The sequence below is a fragment of the Streptomyces sp. AC1-42W genome (assembly GCF_003248355.1).
In the GTDB taxonomy this organism is placed as follows: Bacteria; Actinomycetota; Actinomycetes; order Streptomycetales; family Streptomycetaceae; genus Streptomyces.
Genome location: NZ_QKWY01000002.1, coordinates 1,673,172 through 1,687,978, shown reverse-complemented (window position 1 = coordinate 1,687,978; position 14,807 = coordinate 1,673,172). Strand labels below are relative to the sequence as shown.

At 72.9% G+C, this 14,807-nt stretch carries 10 protein-coding genes and 1 tRNA gene; 2 read left to right on the top strand and 9 right to left on the bottom strand.

The features are described 5' to 3' along the window. Positions 1-38: 38 nt before the first annotated feature. Genes lysA through DNK56_RS25625 form a run of 3 tightly spaced genes read right to left on the bottom strand, consistent with a single transcriptional unit; the run spans position 39 to position 3,024 of the window. Positions 39-1,430 carry a diaminopimelate decarboxylase gene (lysA, locus tag DNK56_RS25635; protein WP_111338191.1) on the bottom strand — a complete coding sequence of 464 codons (1,392 nt, stop codon included), beginning with the start codon at positions 1,428-1,430 and terminating at the stop codon, positions 39-41. A 27-nt stretch (positions 1,431-1,457) separates the two neighbouring features. Further along, on the bottom strand, positions 1,458-2,555 hold the full coding sequence (nrtL, locus tag DNK56_RS25630) for an ArgS-related anticodon-binding protein NrtL (protein WP_111338190.1): 1,098 nt from the start codon (positions 2,553-2,555) through the stop codon (positions 1,458-1,460). A 55-nt stretch (positions 2,556-2,610) separates the two neighbouring features. Next, positions 2,611-3,024, bottom strand: a complete 414-nt coding sequence (locus DNK56_RS25625) for a response regulator (RefSeq protein ID WP_111338189.1) — start codon at positions 3,022-3,024, stop codon at positions 2,611-2,613. Positions 3,025-3,240: 216 nt separating this feature from the next. Here DNK56_RS25625 and DNK56_RS25620 point away from each other — a divergent pair. Next, positions 3,241-3,312 (top strand) — tRNA-Arg (locus tag DNK56_RS25620). A gap of 150 nt (positions 3,313-3,462) precedes the next feature. Here the strand turns inward: DNK56_RS25620 and DNK56_RS25615 are convergent. Genes DNK56_RS25615 through DNK56_RS25605 form a run of 3 tightly spaced genes read right to left on the bottom strand, consistent with a single transcriptional unit; the run spans position 3,463 to position 13,301 of the window. Continuing rightward, positions 3,463-5,745 carry a UvrD-helicase domain-containing protein gene (locus tag DNK56_RS25615; protein WP_111338188.1) on the bottom strand — a complete coding sequence of 761 codons (2,283 nt, stop codon included), beginning with the start codon at positions 5,743-5,745 and terminating at the stop codon, positions 3,463-3,465. After that, positions 5,742-12,482, bottom strand: a complete 6,741-nt coding sequence (locus DNK56_RS25610) for a DEAD/DEAH box helicase (protein ID WP_111338187.1) — start codon at positions 12,480-12,482, stop codon at positions 5,742-5,744. Before DNK56_RS25610 ends, DNK56_RS25615 begins: the two co-directional genes overlap by 4 nt. Positions 12,483-12,536: 54 nt before the next feature. Further along, positions 12,537-13,301 (bottom strand): AAA family ATPase, encoded by a 765-nt coding sequence (locus tag DNK56_RS25605; protein ID WP_241990080.1) that lies wholly within the window; start codon positions 13,299-13,301, stop codon positions 12,537-12,539. Between the two features lie 31 nt (positions 13,302-13,332). Here DNK56_RS25605 and DNK56_RS35085 point away from each other — a divergent pair, with 31 nt between their 5' ends. Then, complete coding sequence (locus DNK56_RS35085; protein ID WP_158558477.1) at positions 13,333-13,473, top strand: hypothetical protein; 141 nt, start codon at positions 13,333-13,335, stop codon at positions 13,471-13,473. A gap of 438 nt (positions 13,474-13,911) precedes the next feature. On the opposite strand, the gene DNK56_RS25600 is transcribed toward DNK56_RS35085, so the two are convergent. The 3 genes from DNK56_RS25600 to DNK56_RS25590 are packed head-to-tail and all read right to left on the bottom strand — an operon-like array spanning position 13,912 to position 14,782. Continuing rightward, on the bottom strand, positions 13,912-14,133 hold the full coding sequence (locus DNK56_RS25600) for a hypothetical protein (RefSeq protein WP_111338186.1): 222 nt from the start codon (positions 14,131-14,133) through the stop codon (positions 13,912-13,914). Positions 14,134-14,154: 21 nt separating this feature from the next. Beyond that, positions 14,155-14,313, bottom strand: coding sequence for a hypothetical protein (locus DNK56_RS25595; protein WP_241990079.1), 159 nt, complete (start codon positions 14,311-14,313; stop codon positions 14,155-14,157). Between the two features lie 16 nt (positions 14,314-14,329). Continuing rightward, complete coding sequence (locus DNK56_RS25590) at positions 14,330-14,782, bottom strand: ATP-binding protein (RefSeq protein ID WP_111338185.1); 453 nt, start codon at positions 14,780-14,782, stop codon at positions 14,330-14,332. Positions 14,783-14,807 lie beyond the last annotated feature (25 nt).

Below are 14,807 nucleotides of genomic sequence, written 5' to 3'. Positions count from 1 at the left end.
TTACGGGGATACCGTGGTACGGCCCCGGAAATACGGCATCAGCCGACATCGAGACGCAGGAGATCTTCCTCCGTCTCGCGCCGGACGATCACGCGCGCCGCGCCGTCCCGCACGGCGACGACCGGCGGGCGCAGGGCGTGGTTGTAGTTGCTCGCCATGGAGCGGCAGTACGCGCCGGTGGCGGGCACGGCGATCAGGTCGCCGGGGGCCAGGTCGGACGGCAGGTAGGCGTCCTTGACCACGATGTCGCCGCTCTCGCAGTGCTTGCCGACGACGCGGACGAGCATCGGCTCGGCGTCCGAGGTGCGCGAGGCGAGCGTGACGCTGTACTCGGCGTCGTAGAGCGCGGTGCGGATGTTGTCCGACATGCCGCCGTCCACGCTCACGTAGGTGCGCAGGCCGTCCAGCGGCTTGATCGTGCCGACCTCGTAGAGCGTGAAGGCGGTCGGGCCGACGATGGCGCGGCCGGGCTCCACGGAGATGCGGGGGGTGGCGAGCCGGGCGGCCTCGCACTCGCGGGTCACGATGTCGCCGAGGGCCTTGGCGATCTCGTGCGGTTCGCGCGGGTCGTCCTCGGAGGTGTACGCGATGCCGAGGCCGCCGCCGAGGTCGATCTCGGGCAGTTCGACGCCGTGCTCGTCGCGCACCTCGGCCAGGAGCTGCACGACGCGGCGGGCGGAGACCTCGAAGCCGGCCATGTCGAAGATCTGGGAGCCGATGTGGGAGTGGATGCCGACGAGTTCCAGCCCGTCCAGCGTCAGGGCGCGGCGGACGGCCTCGGCGGCCTGTCCGCCCGCGAGCGCGATGCCGAACTTCTGGTCCTCGTGGGCGGTGGCGATGAACTCGTGGGTGTGCGCCTCGACGCCGACGGTGACGCGGATCTGGACGCGCTGGCGCTTTCCGAGGCGCTGGGCGGTGTGGGCGACGCGGACGATCTCCTGGAAGGAGTCGAGGACGATGCGGCCGACGCCGGCGGCGACGGCGCGCTCGATCTCCTCGACGGTCTTGTTGTTGCCGTGGAAGGCGATGCGCTCGGGGGGCATGCCGGCGTCGAGCGCGGTGGCCAGTTCGCCGCCGGAGCAGACGTCGAGGTTGAGCCCTTCCTCGGTGAGCCAGCGGACGATCGCGCGGGAGAGGAACGCCTTGCCGGCGTAGAAGACGTCGGCGCCGGGTCCGAAGGCGTCGGCCCAGGCGCGGCAGCGGGCCCGGAAGTCGGCCTCGTCCAGGAAGTAGGCGGGGGTGCCGAACTCCTCGGCGAGGCGGGCGACCGGGAGCCCGGCGACGGTCAGGGCGCCCTGCTCGTCGCGGGTGACGGTGCTGGACCACACCTTCGTGTCGAGGGCGTTGAGGTTGTCGGCGGGGGCGAGGTAGTGGCCCTCGGACAGCACGTCGGCGTGACGGGGTCCGGCGGGGTGGGCGGATCGGCTCATTGTGAGTGGCTCTGCTCTCTCGGATTCTCAGAGGTGTTCGGGCGCGCTGACGCCGAGCAGGGTCAGGCCGCCGGCCAGCACCGTCCCGGCGGCTTCGGCGATGGCCAGCCGGGAGCGGTGGGCGGCCGAGGGTTTCTCCTCCCCGGCGGGCAGCGGAGGTGCGGCGTCGTGGAAGTCGAAGAAGGCGCCGGCGAGCGCTTCGAGGTGCCGGGCGAGCCGGTCCGGGGCGTGCTGCCGGGCGGCGGCGGCGAGTACGGCGGGGTGCGCGTCGAGCAGCGTGAGCAGCGGGGCGGCGCCGGTGGTGTCGATGTCCTCGCCGGGCGCGGCGGCGGTGAGGCCGAGCCGGTCGGCGCCGCGGCGCTGGGCGCGGGCGCGGGCGTGTGCGTAGCGGACGCGGAAGAGGGGGTTGGCCGCGGTCTGGACGATCAGCTCGGGTCCGAGGGGCGCGTGGTCGTGGCCGGCGGGCCGCAGCAGCCCCCAGCGGGTGGCGTCGGGGCCGAGCCGGCGGAGCAGTTCGGCGGCGGTGTGCCCGGCGGGGACGGGCCGTACCGGCGTGGCCGCCGCCTGCGCCGCCGCTTCCGCCTCCGGCCGCCCGTACGCGTCGGGGCTCACTCCGAGCCGTTGCCAGGCGGGGTCCGGCGCGCCGCCGTCGTGGCTGAGGTGGACGGGGGCGCCCTGGGTGTGCAGGAGGCGGCGGACGGCGTCCGCGGTGACGGCGGCCCGGACCTCGTGGGCGTGGTGGAGCCGGGCGGGGTGTCCGGCGAGGGCGTCGCTCCAGCCGTAGCGCTCGCCCTCGGCGCGGACGCGGTGCACGAGGTCGCGGTGGGCGGCGGCGCCGGCACCGGCGTCGAGCGTGAAGTTGAGGAAGCCGGGTCCGGTGATCTCGACGCCGGCGACGCCGGGGGTTCCGGTGAGCCGGTCACGCAGGATCGCGGCGACCTCGCGGGCGCCGATTCCGGCGGGTCCGGCGAGCTGGAGCGCGACGGCGCTGGCGTACTCCCCGCGGCCGCCGGGGCGGGTCCGCTCCACCCGGACGCGCGCGGGCACGGGCACGCGGAGGGCGTCCTCGCGGACCGCGCGGCGCACGGCGCGCAGCACGGTCGTGGAGAGATCGACGGGGGTCACGGCACAAGCGTATGGGAGGGAGGGGGGCCCTTCGCGAACCGGTTTCGCCATGCGGTCAGCCGGCGGCGCTCTCCGCCAGCCCGCCGCCCTGCCCGCAGTCCAGTACGGGCGGCCGGCCGCGCTCCATGAGCCGGCGCACCAGCCGTACCAGCTCGCTGGGCTCGAAGGGTTTGGCCAGAAAGGCGTCCACCCCGGCGGCGACCCCGTGGTCCACCTCGTACGGCGTGCAGGAGCTGACGATCGCGAGCGGCAGATGCCCGGTGCGCGGGTCGGACCGCAGCCGGCCGGCGGTCTGGAGGCCGTCCAGCCGGGGCATGACGACATCGAGGGTGATCACATCGGGCCGGACCCGGTGCACCAGATCCAGACACTCGACACCATCGCCCGCGGTCACGACCTCGAAGCCCTCCAGCTCGAGGTTGACCCTGATCAACTGCCGGATGACCTTGTTGTCGTCGACAACAAGCACGCGGCCGCAAGCGCCAGACACCCTTCGAGAGTAGGCGGGCCGCAGGAGCTGCGTCCGGGTTTTGCCCACTTCCGTCCCCGGACGGAGGACGGCGAGGATGGCCGGATGTGTGTGCGAGGGGCGTACCGACCTCGCGCGATGACGCGGAATACCTGTTCACGGGCACCCCGTGGAAGCTGGTAGTGTTTCACCCGTCGCCGAGCAACACGGCGAAACGCCCCCGTAGCTCAGGGGATAGAGCATCGGCCTCCGGAGCCGGGTGCGCAGGTTCGAATCCTGCCGGGGGCACTTCGCAGGAAGTGCCTGAAGACCTCGTAATCAGCGGAATGGCTGAATGCGAGGTCTTCGCGTTTGTGCCGACCTTTTGCGTAACCCGCCGGCCTGCTGCCCAGACACCCCGCCGACCTACTGCCCAGGTGGGCCGGCGGGGACGCCTCGCTACTTCGTGGGCAGGAGCGGTGCCAGGAACCTGCTCGGTTCACCGTGCCAGGTGATGGCGAGCGCGTCTCGTGCACGGGTCGCCGCGACGAACAGCAGTGAGCGGGCTCGGTGCAGTTCCCGCTCGTGGCGGCTCGGGTCCTTGTGCTCCCAGTCGTCCACGGAAGACCGCGGGACGAGCCCCTCGGCGGCCCCCGCGATGATCAGGCAGCGGTACTCCAGCCCCTTGAAGCGATACATGGTGCCGATGTTGACGCCTCGGTCGCCGCGCGGCCCGTCCTGCGTGATCTCCGACGGAGTGATGCCGTTCCTGACGAGCCGGGCGGCGAGCTGGGAGACCATGTCGTTGGTCGGAACGCAGATCGCCGTGGCCTCGCGGGGTACGTCGTGCCAGGCCCTCAGTTGCTCGACGACGAGGTCCATCTCCTCCTCCCAGCCGCGTGCCCCGCGCAACGAGGGTTCCGTGCCGTGCAGGACCGAGCGGTATCCGGCGAGCGTGTCCGCGGCGCCGTCCAGGTCGTCGTAGGCGGCGCCGTCCAGGACCCGCACGGCGCCCCGGAGGATCTCCCGGGTGGTGCGGTAGCTGAGGGTCAGCCGTGAGGAGCGGCCGCGGATGTGGACGCCGAGGCTGCCGAGGGTGACCTGGTTGTCGTAGATGCGCTGGTGGGTGTCGCCGACGAGGAAGATGTCGTCGGGCTCGGCCGGGACCATGGCGCGCAGCATCTTCCAGTGGGCGGCGCTGAGGTCCTGCGCTTCGTCGACCACGATATGGCGGTACCGGTAGCGCAGCCAGGCGCCGGAGCCTGCCTCGACGTGGAGGTTGCGCAGGCCGCCCCGTTGCTCCTGCTCCTCCGCGCGCCGGTCGATGCGCGCCTTGCGGGCCATCTCCAGCTTGGCGGCCCGCTCCGCCACCTGCCGGTGGGTCTCCAGGCCCTTCGTCTCCAGCCGTTGGGTGAAGCGCTCGGCCAGCTGCCAGATGCCCGCGCGTTCGGCGCGGGTGACGCTGCGGCCCCGCCCCGCCCGGCGGGCGGTGAAGTAGTCACTGCGGGAGGTTACGGCCTGGCCCAGGATGACCTGGTTCCACTCGTCGCTGAGGAACTCGGCGCTCCAGCGGGTTTCCCCTGTCTCCACCAGCAGTTCCCGCCACTCGCGGAGGGCGGTCGCGTCATCGATCCGGCGCTTCGCGTTGCCCGGGTCGGCCTCGCTGACGATCCGGGTCGCGAGTTGGTCGACATGGGCGATGTCGACGCGTGCCAGCACCTCGGGACCGCCGAGGGAGAGCAATCGGGCACGCAGGTCGGCGGCGAGGTTCCGGTTGAACGTGGTGAGGAGCACGGGCTTCGTGTGGCCCGGGGAGAGTCCGCCCACGAGGTGGCAGACACGGTGGAGGGCGACGATGGTCTTGCCCGTCCCCGGCCCGCCGCCGACCCGGGCGGGGCCGGAGTACCGCCGGTGGACCAGCTTTTCCTGGGTCGGGTGCAGGAAGACCTTCCAGCGGCCGAAGTCACCCTCCTCCAGGATGCTCTGCAGGGATTCGTCGTCGGTGATCACGACGGCCTGGGAACGGTCGACGGCCGCTCGCCAGTCGTCCGCGTCGAGGTTCCGCTCGGGTTCGGGCACCGCGACGGGAGCGGTCACCTGCTCCATGACCGTGTCGTAGGACACGCCGTCGCGCAGCCGCAGGAGCACTTCCCCGGTGTGGCGGGGCGCGTACTCGGCGAGGCCGAGCAGTTCGTCGTCGGTGGTGAGCTTCCGGACGATGGGGATGAGAGGCGTGGTGACGCCGAGGTCCGCGAGCTGCTGGTCGGTGTACGCGGCGAAGAGCGGCGTCTCCGAGGGCCCGGGAGCGGCCGGAGGGGGGACGGGAGCCGGAAGGGGCGTGGCAGCGGCCGGCGGCTTCGGGCCGCGGCGCAGCAGGCTCTCCTCGACGACCTGGAGGTCGACGTACTCGATGGCGCCCGTGATGTGGTTGATGCCGTAGTTGAAGCGGTCCAGATTCTTGTGGACGTGGCTTCGGTGTTTGACCGAGACGAGGAGCCAGTCGTCGCCCCCGAGGCGGATCATCAGCGCGCGCCATTCCCGGTTCACGCGCGCCGACCAGAGACGGTCGTGGCCCTCGAGCGGCTTGAGGTCGAGGCCGCCGGCGTCCGGGTTGCGGCGGAAGTCGTGCTGGAACTTGTAGAACGCCCCGAGCACCGCGCGGTCGAGTTTGACGATCTCCTTGTCCGCCTTGTCCAGCAGACGCAGGGTCACGCCCGTCCGCGGCGTACTGGTGACCGTCATCGCTGATTCTCTCCTTGGTCGTTCGTGGTCCCGTTCGCGTCGCCGCTCACGAGCGCGGCGAGTTCGTCGGCGTCCCATTCGGGCGCCGTACGCACCTGCCAGCCGGCGTCCCGGTATGCCTCGTCCCGTCGTTCGGCCTCGACGTCCCGGCCGTTGCCGGGGTCCGGGCGGGGGGCGAGGACGATGCCCACACGACGGGCGGGCCAGGCGAGTTCGGCGGGCCAGGCGGCCGTCCCCAGCTCGTGGCCGGCTACGGGGACGGGGACGCCGCGGTCGGCGAGCGCGGCGGCGAGGGCCTCCAGGCCCGGGTCGTCGACGAGGAGGTCGATGACCTCGTCCCAGGCGGGGTCGCGGCCGGGCGCCCCGGTCTGCCGCTGGTCCGCCGGTGGTTCCGGGGTCTCCGGCCCGGACGCGTGTGCGCGCGGCCGTGAGGTGAGCCGGCCGCCCCCGCCGGTGACCGCCAGTTCGGCCGGATCGAATCCGGGCAGCATGGACGTGGTGAGCTGGACCCCGTCGCCCTCGCCCGCGTCGAGGAACTGGAGGAGGTTGCTCCAGTACAGCCATGCCTGCCAGCGCCTGCGATGGGCCGCCTCGTCGCCCGCGACCGTTCCGGGGCTGTCGTCGAGGACGGTCAGCGCGGTCCAGGCCGCACCGCTCTGCCCCCGGCGCAGGTCGAGCGCGATGGTGAGCGGGCAGCCCGAGGCGTCCCGGGTGGCCATGACCTGCACGGCTCCCTGGCCGCCGGAGAGCCGCTGCCCGTGCAGCGCCTCGCTGATCCGGCGTCCGGTCTCCGGGCCGTCGGCCAGGGCCCTGCTGGTCGCCGAGACGGCCGCGAAGCCCGCGAGGGCGCTCTGGACGCGGAGCCGCCATGTGCCCGGGGCCGGATCGGTGAGGTAGCCGATCAGCGTCTCGACCGGGTTGGCCCACACCAGGCGGGGCAGGTCGCGGGTGTCCCCGGCGTGCATCCGCCGGTGTACGTCCATGGCGGTCTTCTGCGCGGTGTTCGGATAGGGCTTCCACACCGGGTCGGCCTGCGGCGCGGTGCGCCCGGTCCAGGCCTGTACGTCGTCCCAGGTGAGTTGGAAGACCTGCCAGCCCTCGGCGCGCAGCCTGGTGCGTTTGGCCGCGTCGTCCTCGGCCGTGAGGTTGTCGGGGCTCGCGTGGTAGCGGTAGCCGTCGAGGTAGACGGCCGCCCTGCGGTCGTCGTCGGTGCTGCGGAAGACGACGTCGGGCCGGGTGAAGCCGAGCGGTGTCTGGGTCTCCATCTGCCAGCCGCGGACGGTTCCGTCCGGTGCGGTGAAGCGGAGTGTGGTGTCCCTGGTGCCGTCGGCGGTGAGCGCCGTGCGGACACTGACCTCGTCCACCCGGTCGGCCCACTCCAGCAGCCCGCGCCGGAAGAGCGCCTCCAGTTCGCTCTCCACCTGGTGGACCAGGGTGATGTCCCGGGTGGTGGCCACGGGCTCGGCGCTCCAGTGGTCCGCCGTGCGGCCGAACAGCTCGCCGAGCATGTCGAGGGCGTGCTCGCGGCTCACCAGCTCGTACTCGCCGTCGGTGACGTGGCGGAGCAGGCAGCGGTGGCAGGCGGTCCTTCCCCGGCCCACGCACACACAGGTCTCGATCACCTGGCGGGCGTCTTCCAGGACGCTCCGCAGCCCGTCCTGACCGGCGAGGCGGTGAAGGTATCCGGTGCCCCCGGGCAGCGTGTCGTACAGGACGAGGTAGTGGCGGCGCAGCGCGCCCTCGCCCTCCTCGGGCATGGAGTCGGTGACGACCGCGAGATGGTCCGGGTCTCCGCCGTAGCTGCGGGCGATACCGGCCAGGAGCAGCGCCTTGAAGGAGGCGAGCCGTTCCGCGGTGTGGGCGGTGACGGCGGGGATGAGGATGCGCAGGGCGTCGGTGCGCAGCTCGTGGGCGAGGAGGACTCGTTCCCCCCGCCGCGCGGTGTCGGCCTCAGCGCGCCGCCGGGGGCACCAGGGCCGGTGGTACCGGTCCGGGGTGACGCGTGTGTCGTGGGCGACGGGCCCGCCGTCCGGGTCCGCGAAGCCGCACGCGTCGCAGACCCAGAACGGGTTGAGGCGGACTTCGTGTCCGGCGAAGGCCGTGTCGGTACCGCCGTCCACCCGGGTCGCCCCGACGTTGAAGTGCCGGATCCGGGCCTGCCGGGTGAACTCCCATCCGAAGGTGGCGTGTTCGTGCTTCCAGGCTTGCTCGATGTCGTGTCCGTCGATGTCCACGGCCGGGACGACGGTGTAGTGCCGCCGCTCGCGTTCGTCGCTGTCGTCGCGGACGCGGACGTCGTCGCGTTCGTCGCGGGAGGTGACGCGGCGCGGTACGAGGACCTTGTGCAGGCAGCCTATGTCGCCGATGGCGGCGGAGCGGCAGCGCGGGCAGGGCGAGGCGTCCTGCTCGGCGCGGTGGGTGCGGACGTGGCCGCAGTCGGGGCAGACGCGCCACCAGAGCCAGGCCGGCCGTCCCGGGGTGCCGATGTCCAGTCCGGTGACGCGGTGCTTGTATCCCTGGACGTAGTAGTGGTTGCCGGGGGCGAACTCGGAGAGGGCGAGGCGGGCCGGACGGCTGTGTCGCAGGGTCTTGGTGTGGCTCCTGCGGGTGTCGTCGGCGTCCTTCTCCGTCCAGGTGAGCGTGGCTTCCAGCTCGGTGGTCGAGTCGATCAGGCTGTAGTTGGGGAGCAGGCCGAGATCGACGAGGGCCCCGTGGGCGGTGGTGCGGCTGATCTCGCGGGACACACGCGCCACATCGCGCCGCTCGGCGCGCAGTTCGCGTCCCTGCCGCTCGTGGTCGGGGTCTCCGGCGACGAGCAGTCCGTGCGCCCGGTCGATCGCCTCGGTCCGGCGCTGGAGGTCGGCGCGGCGGTCCTCCCAGCGGCGGCGCGCGGTGTCGAGGGCGGCACCCAGCCCGGCTTCGCCGGGATCGGTCGCGTAGGTGACGAGGGCGGCGCGGGCCTGGGGGCTGACTCCGGTGCCCCGGCTCTCGTCGTACGGGGGGAAGAGTGCGAGGAACCGGTGTACGAGCCGTTCGCCGTCGGTCAACGCGGCTTCGGCGAACTCGGCCTGCCACGCGGAGGCTCCGAAGAGTTCCGCGGCGCGTCCCGGCAGGGGGCGCAGGGGTGTTCCGTCCGGGGCGTTCAGCCTGCCTCCGCCCGCGAGGTCGAGCAGGTGGGCGACGTACTGGCGGCGGAGGATCTCGACGGCGGACAGGTAGCAGCCGGGCGGCAGGACGTCCCCGGCGATCATGAGCCGGGGGTCTTCCAGGTAGTAGCGGTCGCGCGGGCCGCGGTCGACCATGGTGAGCAGGTAGGCGTTGCCGGTGGAGCGCCCGGCGCGACCCACGCGCTGGATGTAGTTGGCCGGTCCCTTGGGCAGCGAGGCGAGCACGACGGCCGACAGGTCGCCGATGTCGATGCCCAGTTCCAGGGTGGGGGTGCAGGACAGCACCTGCGGGTTGGCGTAGTGGACGCGGGTGCCGTCGCGGAACGCCTTCTCCACGGCTTCGCGCTTCGCGCGGCTGAGGGTGCCGGTGTGCTCGGCGGTGTTGATGGTGAAGACACCGGCCTCGCGGTACATGCGGCGGTAGAAGTCGTCGGCGAAGTCCCGCTGGCGCAGTCCGCTGTCCAGGTGGCGTCCGGTGCCCAGGGTGCCGCCGCACCGGTAGCGGGGGCACGGCTGCCCGTGCCAGTGGTCCGCGAGGTCGGGGTGGATGGTCTGCTCCCAGAAGCACCTGGGGCAGTGCGCGGTGGCGTCGGGAAGCGCTTCGTCGGCGAGGGCGCGCACCTGGACGTGTCCCGGCTGGAGTCCGTACACGCGGGTGGCGCCGTCGTCGGCCGTGCGTGCGGACACCACACCCGCTTCGGTGAGCGCGGGGAGCAGCCGGCTCAGGAAGACCGCCGCCGCTTCGGGTCGCAGCCCGAGCGCGCGTACGGCCCAGTCCTGGTACCAGCCGAGGCGGCCGGTGAGGACGTCGAAGTCCTCGCTGCCGTGCTTGGGGGCACCGAGTACGAAGGCGGGTGCGGAGACCCCTCGGGGGAACGCGGGCATCCCCGGCGCGCGCCCGCCCCAGATCGCCCACCGGCGCACGCCGGCCTCTTTCAGCCAGGGGTCGAGCCAGGCGTGCCGGACGGCGCCCCGGACGCGCATGCGCTCCAGCAGTCCCCGGACGAAGCCGGTGTACTGGTCGGGGCCGGGCGCCGAGCCGTCGGGGAGGGCGACCTCGCCGGGGGTGGTGAGCAGGATCTCCCGCACGAGGTCCGCCACGGCGTCGGGGTCCTGGAGGGGCACGTCCGCGGCGACCGTACGGGTCAGTTCCAGGGTGCGTCCCTGCCGGGAGCGCAGGCCGAACTCCATGACGGTGGCGAACGCGAGGCGCTGCGCGATCAGCTGCCAGGTGGCCTGGGAACCGCGACTGCGCCCGGAGAGCAGGGTGTCCACGCCGCGGACGAGGTGGAGGTCCGGGGGGATGACGGCGGCCTGGACGGCCTTGCTGTCGACGACGTCCGCGATGAGGTCGGCGGCGAGGTCGTTGAGGGCGACGGGTTCGTCCTCGCGGATGCGGCTCGCGAGCAGGGAGCGCAGGGAGAAGGTGTACGAGCGGCTGGCGACGTAGCCGGCGCGGTGGGCGGCGTCCTGGACGGAGTCGTTGAAGAGGAGGGTCTTGTCCTCGCCCAGGTTCTTGTCCAGTTCGCCGCCGGTGAAGAGTTGGGTGACGGCCGCGGCGGCGAGTGCGGCGAGCCCGGTACCGAGGTAGCGGATGGAGTTGAAGGTGCGGCAGGCCGGACACTGGTCGCGCTCGGCCGCCCGGTCGCCGTCGAGGTCGGCGTGGACGAAGGCGGCGTTCCGCAGCGGCAGGGGTCGGCGCGGTCCCCCGCCCTCCTCGGGTGCGCTGAAGTCGGCTTCGGGGGCCAGGGGGCGCAGCCGGCCCTCGGTGCCTTCCAGGACCATGACGGAGGGCCCGCCGCGCCTGCGGTCCGCCCCCGCGGCGAAGGCGGCTTCCTGTACCTCGCGGGGGGTCGCCGCGATCATGTTGCGGACCCGGCGCTTGTCGCGGCCGACGGAGGCCCGGCGGATCTTCGTCGCGTCGAGGTCGAGCTGGGTGGGGTCGACCTCCGGCGAGTACGCGGCCCAGCCCGAGCGTCCGCACTCGCGGCAGAACACGGCGGGCAGGAACACCTGGGCGGGCGGCGGTGCGCTGTCGTCGGCCGGGACGGCGTTCCCCTCGGCCGCGGACGGTCCTGCGGCCCCCTCCCCGTCGTACGGCGACGGCCGCGCGTCGGAGGTCCGGCCCGAGCGGATGAGCGCGCCGCCGGAGGTGACCCGTTCGTCGTCCCAGCGGAATTCGGCGCGGGCGGCGCTGATGCCGCGCAGGACGCGGGAGACCGAGCGCACCCAGTGGTGGATCTCGATGGAGAGCAGGGGCCGGCCGGGGTGCCTCGGGTCGCGGGCGTACGACAGGAGGGCCAGGTAGCGGGCGAGGGCGCGGGCGGCGAGGCCCGGTTGCCGCTGTACGGCCATGCCCCAGTGGTAGGCGTAGCGGGGCAGCACCTCGGTGATCTCGGCGAGGGTCTTGGGGGTGCCGTCCAGGATGTCCAGGACGGCGGAGGTGAGCCGGTGCCGCCGCAGGACGTCCCCGAGTTCCTCGGGGGTGGGCGCGCTCAGGCCGGTGAACTCGGCGATGAGGCGGTCCATCGCGTCCGGGTCCCGGGTGGGGTCGCCGAGGGAGTCGACCTGTTGCGGCGACGGGAACGGCAGGGTGAAGTCGCTCTCGCCGGTGAAGTCCCTGGTGGCCCTGCGGTCTTCCCCCACGACCGCGTCCGGCGGGAACGGCACGCCGAAGACCTGCTCGGCGACCTCCAGCATCCCGGGCCGGCCGGCCTCGCCCCCGCTGTTCTCGCCGAGGGTGGCGGAGGTGGCGACGGGGCAGACCGGGCCCAGGGGCCGGCCGGGTTCGGCGAGCCCGGTGACGGACCCGAGGCGGCGCAGCAGCATGGCGACGTCCGTGCCCTGGGCGCCGTCGTAGGTGTGGAACTCGTCGAGCACGACGTAGGCGAGGGGCGAGTCCTGCCACAGCCGCCGGTCCTCGGGGCGCTGGAGGAGCAGGTCGAGCATCTTGTAGTTGGTGATCAGGATGTCGGGCCGGGTACGGCGGATCTCGTCGCGGTCGACGGTGATCGCGGGGTTGGCCTGCTTGAACTCCTGGGACGGCCGGTCGCCGATGTACAGCGCGGCGTGTACCCCGGCGTCGCGCAGCCGGGTGTCCTTCGGGTCGTCGAGGCGTTTGCCGATCCGGTGGGCCTGGTCGGTGGCGAGGGCGTTCATGGGGTAGAGCAGGATCGCCTTGACGCCCTCGCGGCCGGCCTCGCGCTCGCGCAGGCAGTGGTCGAGGATCGGGACGAGGAACGATTCGGTCTTGCCCGATCCGGTCCCGGTGGTGACGAGGGTGGGCCGCGCGGGTCCGTGGAGGGTGGACAGCCGTTCCCAGGCCCGTTCCTGGTGGCGGTACGGCGTGAGGTCGGGGTGCCAGGTCAGGTGCCGCTGCCAGTCGTCGCCGTCGGCCGTCCGGAACGGCGTGCGGACGCGGAGGTAGGGGCCGCGGAAGATGCCGTCGTCCGGGTCGCCGAGGAAGCCCTCCAGGGCGCGCCGGGTGGACTCGTCGGCCAGCGCGTACGTCGTCGCGAGGTACTGGCTCAGGCTGGCCCGTACCTGTTCGGCGGCGAGGGTGGGACGCACGCGCGGTTCCTCCTTGGGGCGGGTCGGGCCGACAACCGGCCGTCAGGGGCTACGTTATCCGGGGCACGCGGGCGGGATCCGGGGCGGATCACTTGATGCCGAGTTTCCGCCCGACGTACGCGATGCGCAGGGTGCGCTCCTCGTGGAGCAGCCGGAAGTGCATCCGGCCGGGCGTCGGCAGGAAGTCGCAGTGCCAGTCGAAGAGGCGGCTCTCGCCGTCGGTGTCGGGGAACCAGCACAGCTTCCGGCGCCACGCACGCCGAGGAACCCGCGCCCGATGGCCGCGTGGTGGTCGCGCGGGTAGAACTCGGCGGGCGAGATGCGGTCGGCGTGGAGGTACTGGAAGGGCGCGGTCAGGAACGCGGGTGTGACGGCCTCCGGGCCGGTGGGTGTGGCGGCCCCCTCCGCGTCGCGCGGCAGCTCCACGTCCAGCAGGGGCAGCAGGTTCTGCTCACCCTCGTATTCGGCGGTCCACCCGTAGTGGTACGGCCCTTCGTCGACGGCGAGGCCGATCCTGGGCTCGTCCTCCGTGAAGTCCTCGTGGAGGACGTCCTCGCCGGTGCCGAGGCTCACGAGCTCACCGTTGAGCAGGAAGCCCTGGTTGCCGACGCTCGTACGGAGGCCCGCCTCCTGCGCGGCGGACATGAACGAGCCGGCTTCGAGGTCGCCCGCCTCGTGCGACTGCCTGAGCAGCGCGAGGGATTGCAGGACGCTGCTCTTGCCGGAGGAGTTGAGCCCGGTGAGGAGGGTCAGCGGGCCCAGGGGGATCTCCGCGTGCCGGAACGCCTTGTAGTTGTGCAGCGTCAGTCGGTCGATCACTGTTCGGCCCCCCCCTCGGAACACTGGTCCCATGTGCAGGAATCGGGTGCGGATCTTCTCGGGGTTGGTCGTACCGACGGAGATCGCCCGCTCGAAGTCCCAGTTCTTCATCAGCGCGAAGAACCTGTCGAGAACCCTCGCCCGCGAAGCTACCAGCCGCGCCCGCCCCTGATCGTCGAGAAGGGCGAGAGTGACGGAAACTGTCTCGAACAGCGCCTTGTTGATCACGGGTGCGCTGCGTGCCTCGCCGCGCCACTTGCGGAAGGCATGTTCACCGAACAGTTCCCGCGCGCACCGCATGGCCGCCCGGAACTCGCGGGCAGGAACAGCGAGTCCGGCTGGTCGACGTCCTCCGCCGTGGCGTACGGGCGGCTCTCGGCGGCGCTCCTGCCGCCCCCGTGGTCCTCGGCCTCTGCCATGCCCCTCGTCGCCCTCCGTAGCCCTCCGTAGCCCGATGCCGTACGCGGCTCAGCCTAGGGCCTGTCGGGGGACGCGGCCGTGCGCACCGGCGTTGGCGGCAAGTTCCGCGACCAGCACAGCGGCGGCGTCGGACTCCGTGCCGCCGGAAGGCGTCGAGGGCCGCACGTCACGACGTGCGGCCCTCCGCCCCTCAAGCGGGACCGGGATCGAAGATCTCGTGCCCCCCGACCCGGCGCCAGACGATATGCGGCTCACCCGCGCGGACCTCGTCCGCGTACTGCCAGGTGGCACGCCCGCCGGCCGCGTCCGGCACGAACTTCTTCCGGACGCAGTCCTGGAACCGCGCCCGCTCCTCGGGGAGGAGCTTCTTGAAGTCGCGGTCGAAGCGAGCGGTCGTCTCGAAAGTCGGCAATGGGCCTCCCAGGGGCCGGGGTCAGTTCTCCTCGGCGAGGTGCGCGAACATCGCGTCCACGTCCGCATGCCGGGTGGTGCGCCCGGCGGCGATGTCCTCGCTCGCCTCGCGCTCACCCGCCTGCCACCGCTCCGTCCAGAACCACGCCTGGTCCGTGCGGATCTTCCGTAGTCCGTGCACCTCGACAACCCCGTCGTCAGTGCGGCAGCTCCAGTTCGGCCGCGACCGTCTTGCCCACGGATACGCGGTCCAGCACCTCCCACCGGTCGGCGAGCGCCGCCACCAGGAGCAGGCCCCTGCCCTCCTCGGCCAGGGGCGCGGGCTCGGCCACGTCCCCGGCGGGCGGGCGGCATTCGCCACGGGTGTCGGAGACCTCGACGCGCAGGGTCCGGCCGGTGAGGCGCATGACCAGTTCGAAGTCGCGGCCGGGGACGCGGCCGTGCGTGACGGCGTTGGCGGCGAGTTCGGCGACCAGCACGGCGGCGGTGTCGGACGCGGTGCTGCCGTGCGGCACTCCCCAGGCGTCGAGCTGGTGCAGGGCGAGCCGCCGGGCGAGGCGGGCGCCGCGCGGGGTGGAGCTGAAACGCTGGGTGAACACGCTCGGGGTGACCTGGGTGCGGGGGGCGAGCGTGGTGGGCTGTGGTGTCATGCCCCCAATCTGGCGGTACGTCCGG

What these genes read in the sequence shown, in the direction of transcription:
- lysA (WP_111338191.1), bottom strand. Translation starts at nt 1,430, where the DNA reads ATGAGCCGATCCGCCCACCCCGCCGGACCCCGTCACGCCGACGTGCTG.
- DNK56_RS35085 (WP_158558477.1), top strand. Translation starts at nt 13,333, where the DNA reads ATGTGCAGGAATCGGGTGCGGATCTTCTCGGGGTTGGTCGTACCGACG.
- DNK56_RS25590 (WP_111338185.1), bottom strand. Translation starts at nt 14,782, where the DNA reads ATGACACCACAGCCCACCACGCTCGCCCCCCGCACCCAGGTCACCCCG.
- DNK56_RS25615 (WP_111338188.1), bottom strand. Translation starts at nt 5,745, where the DNA reads ATGACGGTCACCAGTACGCCGCGGACGGGCGTGACCCTGCGTCTGCTG.